Annotated in this window: 4 protein-coding genes and 2 rRNA genes; 5 read left to right on the top strand and 1 reads right to left on the bottom strand. The window is 43.3% G+C overall.

Annotated features, from left to right (window positions below; all coding sequences use genetic code 11):
- The first annotated feature begins 291 nt into the window (after positions 1-291).
- The 5 genes from F927_RS16685 (at position 292) to F927_RS16665 (ending at position 6736) form a co-directional block, all read left to right on the top strand.
- Positions 292-3182 (top strand): 23S ribosomal RNA (locus F927_RS16685).
- 162 nt (positions 3183-3344) lie between these two features.
- A 5S ribosomal RNA gene (gene rrf, locus F927_RS16680) occupies positions 3345-3459 on the top strand.
- A 93-nt stretch (positions 3460-3552) separates the two neighbouring features.
- Positions 3553-3951, top strand: coding sequence for a putative signal transducing protein (locus F927_RS16675; RefSeq protein ID WP_005087421.1), 399 nt, complete (start codon positions 3553-3555; stop codon positions 3949-3951).
- A 47-nt stretch (positions 3952-3998) separates the two neighbouring features.
- Entirely contained in the window at positions 3999-4562 is a 564-nt protein-coding gene (locus F927_RS16670; protein WP_005087420.1) for a DUF4256 domain-containing protein, read from the top strand.
- 398 nt (positions 4563-4960) lie between these two features.
- Positions 4961-6736 (top strand): SLC13 family permease, encoded by a 1776-nt coding sequence (locus tag F927_RS16665; RefSeq protein WP_005087418.1) that lies wholly within the window; start codon positions 4961-4963, stop codon positions 6734-6736.
- Between the two features lie 50 nt (positions 6737-6786).
- On the opposite strand, the gene F927_RS16660 is transcribed toward F927_RS16665, so the two are convergent.
- Entirely contained in the window at positions 6787-7539 is a 753-nt protein-coding gene (locus F927_RS16660; RefSeq protein WP_005087416.1) for a TIGR04219 family outer membrane beta-barrel protein, read from the bottom strand.
- Positions 7540-7626 lie beyond the last annotated feature (87 nt).

Raw genomic sequence — 7626 nt, 5'->3', positions numbered from 1 at the left:
TCTGTGATTTATCACAGTTTACTGCAAGCTGACGAGGCTGTAGTTAATCATTAACAGATTAGTAGAATTGAGTCTGAAATAAATTGTTCACTCAATTCATTCGAAAGAATGAAATTGAGAACTAGCAAAAACACTGAATCAAGCGTTTTGGTATATGAATTTAGATTGAAGCTGTACGGTGCTTAAGTGCACGAGGCAACAAACTGGATGAGAGCGATGTGAGTTGAAAAACAAACATAGCAATCTGTCCTAACCTTACTTGTAAGGGTTAGCGACTGTTTGGGGTTGTATAGTCAAGTAATTAAGTGCATGTGGTGGATGCCTTGGCAGTCAGAGGCGATGAAAGACGTGATAGCCTGCGAAAAGCTCCGGGGAGGCGGCAAATATCCTTTGATCCGGAGATATCTGAATGGGGGAACCCACCCGCTATAAGGCGGGTATCAATAACTGAATACATAGGTTATTGAAGCGAACGAGGGGAAGTGAAACATCTCAGTACCCTTAGGAAAAGAAATCAATTGAGATTCCCTTAGTAGCGGCGAGCGAACGGGGATCAGCCCATTAAGTTGTGTGTGTTCTAGTGGAACGCTCTGGGAAGTGCGAACGTAGAGGGTGATATTCCCGTACACGAAAGGGCACACACAATGATGACGAGTAGGGCGAGGCACGTGAAACCTTGTCTGAATATGGGGGGACCATCCTCCAAGGCTAAATACTCCTGACTGACCGATAGTGAACCAGTACCGTGAGGGAAAGGCGAAAAGAACCCCTGTGAGGGGAGTGAAATAGATCCTGAAACCGCATGCATACAAGCAGTGGGAGCACCTTCGTGGTGTGACTGCGTACCTTTTGTATAATGGGTCAGCGACTTATATTCAGTAGCGAGGTTAACCGAATAGGGGAGCCGTAGAGAAATCGAGTCTTAATAGGGCGTATAGTTGCTGGGTATAGACCCGAAACCAGGCGATCTATCCATGAGCAGGTTGAAGGTTGGGTAACACTAACTGGAGGACCGAACCCACTGTCGTTGAAAAGCCAGGGGATGACTTGTGGATAGGGGTGAAAGGCTAATCAAGCCTGGTGATAGCTGGTTCTCCCCGAAAGCTATTTAGGTAGCGCCTCGGACGAATACCATTGGGGGTAGAGCACTGTTTCGGCTAGGGGGTCATCCCGACTTACCAAACCGATGCAAACTCCGAATACCAATGAGTACTATCCGGGAGACAGACTGCGGGTGCTAACGTCCGTAGTCAAGAGGAAAACAATCCAGACCGCCAGCTAAGGCCCCAAAATCATAGTTAAGTGGGAAACGATGTGGGAAGGCATAGACAGCTAGGAGGTTGGCTTAGAAGCAGCCACCCTTTAAAGAAAGCGTAATAGCTCACTAGTCGAGTCGGCCTGCGCGGAAGATGTAACGGGGCTAAAACTATGTGCCGAAGCTGCGGATTTGACATTAGTCAAGTGGTAGGGGAGCGTTCTGTAAGCCGATGAAGGTGTATTGAGAAGTATGCTGGAGGTATCAGAAGTGCGAATGCTGACGTGAGTAACGACAAAACGGGTGAAAAACCCGTTCGCTGAAAGACCAAGGGTTCCAGTCCAACGTTAATCGGGGCTGGGTGAGTCGACCCCTAAGGCGAGGCCGAGAGGCGTAGTCGATGGGAAATTGGTTAATATTCCAATACTTCTGTGTAATGCGATGAGAGGACGGAGAAGGTTAAGTCAGCCTGGCGTTGGTTGTCCAGGTGGAAGACAGTAGGCATGCATCTTAGGCAAATCCGGGGTGCTCTATGCTGAGAGTCGATAGCAAGCTGTACTTGTACAGTGAAGTGGCTGATACCATGCTTCCAGGAAAAGTCTCTAAGCTTCAGTTACACAGGAATCGTACCCGAAACCGACACAGGTGGTCAGGTCGAGTAGACCAAAGCGCTTGAGAGAACTCTGCTGAAGGAACTAGGCAAAATGGTACCGTAACTTCGGGAGAAGGTACGCTGCTGACGGTGATGGGACTTGCTCCCTGAGCTATTGGCAGCCACAGAAACCAGGCCGCTGCAACTGTTTATTAAAAACATAGCACTCTGCAAACACGAAAGTGGACGTATAGGGTGTGATGCCTGCCCGGTGCTGGAAGGTTAATTGATGGGGTTAGCGTAAGCGAAGCTCTTGATCGAAGCCCCAGTAAACGGCGGCCGTAACTATAACGGTCCTAAGGTAGCGAAATTCCTTGTCGGGTAAGTTCCGACCTGCACGAATGGCATAATGATGGCGGCGCTGTCTCCAGCAGAGGCTCAGTGAAATCGAAATCGCTGTGAAGATGCAGTGTACCCGCGGCTAGACGGAAAGACCCCGTGAACCTTTACTGCAGCTTGACATTGAACTTTGACCTTACTTGTGTAGGATAGGTGGGAGGCTTTGAAGTTGGAACGCTAGTTCCAATGGAGCCGTCCTTGAAATACCACCCTGGTAATGTTGAGGTTCTAACTCTGTCCCGTTATCCGGGACGAGGACCATGTCTGGTGGGTAGTTTGACTGGGGCGGTCTCCTCCTAAAGAGTAACGGAGGAGTACGAAGGTGCGCTCAGCGTGGTCGGAAATCACGCGTAGAGTATAAAGGCAAAAGCGCGCTTAACTGCGAGACCCACAAGTCGAGCAGGTACGAAAGTAGGTCTTAGTGATCCGGTGGTTCTGTATGGAAGGGCCATCGCTCAACGGATAAAAGGTACTCTGGGGATAACAGGCTGATACCGCCCAAGAGTTCATATCGACGGCGGTGTTTGGCACCTCGATGTCGGCTCATCTCATCCTGGGGCTGAAGCAGGTCCCAAGGGTATGGCTGTTCGCCATTTAAAGAGGTACGCGAGCTGGGTTTAGAACGTCGTGAGACAGTTCGGTCCCTATCTACCGTGGGCGCTGGAAATTTGAGAGGATCTGCTCCTAGTACGAGAGGACCAGAGTGGACGAACCTCTGGTGTACCGGTTGTGACGCCAGTCGCATCGCCGGGTAGCTATGTTCGGAAGGGATAACCGCTGAAAGCATCTAAGCGGGAAGCCTACCTCAAGATAAGATTTCCCTAGGAATTTATTCCTCTAAAGAGCCGTTCGAGACTAGGACGTTGATAGGTTGGGTGTGGAAGCACGGTGACGTGTGAAGCTGACCAATACTAATTGCTCGTGAGGCTTGACTATACAACACCCAAACAGTTGTTGTATTCAAGATAAATTCAATACATAACTTGATTTAGTGTCAAAACTAGTTACAATACGACTCGATTAAACTAATCCGTTAATAACTCATTTGGAAAACGCCTTGGCATAGATAAGACCAAAGCAAGTATCCATAAACAGTTTGCTGGCGACAATAGCAAGAGTGAACCACCTGATCCCTTCCCGAACTCAGAAGTGAAACCTCTTCGCGCTGATGGTAGTGTGGCACTTGCCATGTGAGAGTAAGTCATCGCCAGCTTTTAAATTCAAACACCCCTAACCTAACGGTTAGGGGTGTTTTTTATTGGACGGAATTTTATATACTACCTATTTAGTTTAAGAGCTTTCTGCAATGACTTGGATCGTCGTAAAAAGCTTCTCTTTTCCATATGAAGCGCAAATTGCAAAAACACAATTAGAAGCTGCTGGCATTCCTGCCCAAATTGAAAATGAACATACGATTAACATGAATTGGCTTTATTCGAATGCTTTAGGTGGTGTGCGTTTACTGGTACCTAATGCTTATGAAGATGAGGCAAAAATGATTCTTACCCAAGATTTTAGTGAGTTACTAGAGCAAGAGTTTGAAGGAGAGAAAGACTGTTGTCCTCAGTGTGGAAGCTATGATATAGAGGTTTATATTAAGGGTAAAAAGCCAGCTTATTTGCTATTTTTATTAATAGGTTTTCCTTTGTTTTCTTATACAAGTGGTTATAAATGTCAGCAGTGTCAGTATTTTTGGAGTAAATAATTAAGCTTAAACTCCAATTTATTAGAGTAAATATTTAGAGAATTAAAATGACGAAAAAACAATATTTAAATGCAGAGCAAATCAATGCGTTGATGATGAGTTTGAAACAACGATTTGAACAAAATATGCATCGACATCAAGGGCTAGATTGGGCGGATGTAGCAGATCAATTAAAACAACAGCCAAATAAATTATGGTCCTTGAATCAAATGGAAATGACAGGTGGTGAACCCGATGTTGTTTGTTTTGATTCAGAAACATCGACTATTGTGTTTTATGATTGTGCTGTTGAGTCCCCTAAAGGACGGAGAAGTTTGTGTTATGATCGAGCTGCCTTAGATGCACGTAAAGAACATAAACCTAAAAATAACGCGCTTGATGTCGTTGAAGAAATGGGCGTTGAATTATTAACGGAAGACCAATATAAACAATTGCAATCGATTGAGAGTTTTGACTTAAAGACATCGAGTTGGGTAAAAACACCTGATGATATTCGGGAACTAGGCGGGGCGATATTTTGTGATAGCCGCTATGGTCGAGTATTTACTTATCATAATGGTGCGCAATCTTATTACGCGACGCGGGGATTTCGTAGTCGTCTAAAAGTTTGAAATAAAGGAAACAGAGACTATTCAATATTTAAAAAGCCCAACATAAAAAGAAGCCCCATCATCCTGATGGGGCTTCTTCATATTCAGTTTATTGTTGTTTACTTCCTATAAACAACCACTTCCTGTGGGTCTTGTTATTTTCAATGAGACTTCCTGTCTCTGTATGATTTATATATTAAGATGAATCAGAGGCGTTGTATATTCGTCAATTTCCCCGATTAATGTAGGCTTAGGCTTACATTATGCTTAGATTGGATTGTGTGATTTTTACCAGATAAATCGATATAGATGCATCTTCTTATCACAATTTTAGCTAAGGTTAGCTGTAAATCGCATTTGTATATCATCTTTAACTATATAAAATTCGGAAAATTATATAGTTGTGGAAAGACTGCCTCATGGGTTGGGAAGGTTGGTTATCGTTAGCATTGACGCTAGCAGGACTGCTTACGCTGATTTTTTCAAGAATTGCCCCACATATCGTGATGTTGGCAATTTTGACGATATTAAGCGTGTTGGGCATATTAACTGCGCAAGAGGCATTGGCTGGTTTTAGTAATTCAGGTTTGATTACTGTGGCTGCGATGTTTGTGGTGGCTGCAGGAATTTCCAACTCCGGTGGCATCGACCTTTTTGTGAATAAACTATTGGGCACACCTAAAACAGAACGTATGGCACTGTTGCGAATCTTTTTGCCGATTGCGCCACTGAGTGCTTTTTTAAATAATACGCCTGTTGTTGCTACGATGATTCCCGCTTTAAATAGTTGGTCGAAGAAAATTGGGATTGCACCTTCCAAGTTAATGATTCCATTAAGTTATACCGCGATTTTAGGTGGGACAATTACGTTAATTGGAACCAGTACTAATTTGGTGGTTAATGGTCAGTACCAAGCGCTTACAGGCGAAGCGGGTTTTGGGATATTTGATATCACGATTATTGGCTTACCTGTTGCGATCATTGGTATGTTTATCATGTATTGGTTTGCACCCAAGTTATTGCCAAATCATCAAGAGCAAAATGTATTTTCCAATCTGCGAGAGTTTACTTTAGAAGTGATTGTAAGCCCGAATGGGCCATTGGTGGGGCAATCGGTTGCAGCAGCAGGTCTCAGAAGTTTAAAACGGGTCTATCTGGTTGAAATTGAACGCCAACAAACGGTTTTATCAGCAGTTTCTTCAGATGAAATTTTATTTGGCAATGATCGTCTCGTTTTTGCAGGGGACACTGAGGCGATTACTGAATTATTAAAAATCCATGGCTTAGTCGCACCAGATAGTATTGATGAAAAGTCGGCCTTAGAAGAAACACATGCAGGGCGCCGATTGGTTGAAGCTGTGGTATCTCCTCACTGTGATGCGATCGGAAGCGCCATTCGTGATTCCAAGTTCCGTAATCGTTATGGTGCAGTTGTATTGGCTGTAGCACGTAATGGTGAACGTTTAAAAGGTGGTTTGGGTAATATCAAATTACAGGCGGGAGATACGCTGCTATTGGAAGCTCGTCCAGCCTTTGTAACACGTCAAAAATACAATAAAGATTTTCTATTGGTAAATGAGTTAGATCATGAGCCATTGCAACATGACAAAGCATTATTGTCTTGGGGGATTTTACTTGCGGCTGTAACTGCGGCAGGTTTTGGTGTGTTGAGTATGCTAAACGCAGCATTATTGGCCGCAGGTGCGATGCTCGCTTGCCGTTGTTTGACGGTGAAACAAGCTGAGAAAAGTTTAGATTTGACGGTTATTTTAACCATTGCCGCTTCATTTGCTTTAGGCACTGCTTTAGAGAAGACAGGCGTTGCTGAGATGCTGGCACAATTCATCGTGCATTTTAGTGCAGGTGAAGCGATTTTATTGCTGATTTTGACGTATTTCTTTGTCTCCTTATTAACTGAAGTAATCACCAATAACGCAGCCGCTTTACTGACTTTGCCGATTGTACTAGCGATTACGGAACAGGCAAATTTAAATCCGATTCCGTTTGTATTCGCGATTATGATGGCAGCTTCGGCAAGTTTTGCGACACCACTAGGTTATCAAACCAATTTGATGGTATTGGGACCAGGAAATTATCGTTTTAGTGATTTTATCAAGGTGGGCTTACCGATGAATATCTTTATCGGGTGTATTACGGTGATACTGTTGCTGTTGGTATTTCCAATTCAACTATAAATAAAAAAAAGCCCTGAGTGATTCAGGGCTTTTTATGTGATATTCAGATGTTAGAAGTGAATGTTGATTCCGATATAAGGTCCCTTGAAATCAAATTTAAGATCATTTTTCTTGTAGTCATCCAATTTAATATCTAAGATTCGATAGCCTGCTTTTAAGCCGACATCGACCAGCAGATTATCAATAAAGTTATATTGTAACTCGGCTAGCGCATCAGTGATCTTGGTATCATTGAAGTTGCTATATAACAGTTCGCCTTTGGCACTGAGACCTGTAAATGGTAGCTTGACCCCAGCAGATCCATAGATCACAGGAACGGTTTTATCAATGTCAGTATTGCTTGCAGATAAGGTTTTGACATGGCCATTTAGAGTGGTTGCACCTAAACCAACATCTGCATCGACGATATTGTCTAAGATCTCATAATATAAAATAAAATCGGTATGATCGATATCAAGATCATAAATCGGTTGGCCCGCGACTTCTTTTTCAGTTTGTGATTTTAAATTTACATAGCGAATTTTAGCATTTGGTAGTAAAGGGATAGGGTGTTCAAATGCAAGAGAGATCTGAGCTGAACCTTTACGTTCTAAATCATATTCTCTATAACCCGCATATGGATCTAACAAAAGGTTATCTGCACCTGTGTGATTGGATAGAGAGCTTATATTATTTGGCTTAACTTGAGCTTTTCCATCATAAAACCAATAACTGGCATCAGCTTTTACACCAATCACATCCGCTTGTGCTAGCCCACATAGGCTTATTCCTAAAGCCAAGATTGATATTTTTAATTCTTTCATCGTATTGTCCTAATTCATATCAAAAGCGTAATGAATTGTTGTGAATTCATCTGTGATTGGGCGCATCATATAGTGAACTAGGCAAAG

The sequence above is a fragment of the Acinetobacter haemolyticus CIP 64.3 = MTCC 9819 genome, assembly GCF_000369065.1.
Classification (GTDB): domain Bacteria; phylum Pseudomonadota; class Gammaproteobacteria; order Pseudomonadales; family Moraxellaceae; genus Acinetobacter; species Acinetobacter haemolyticus.
This window is presented reverse-complemented; position numbering and strand designations above follow the sequence as displayed.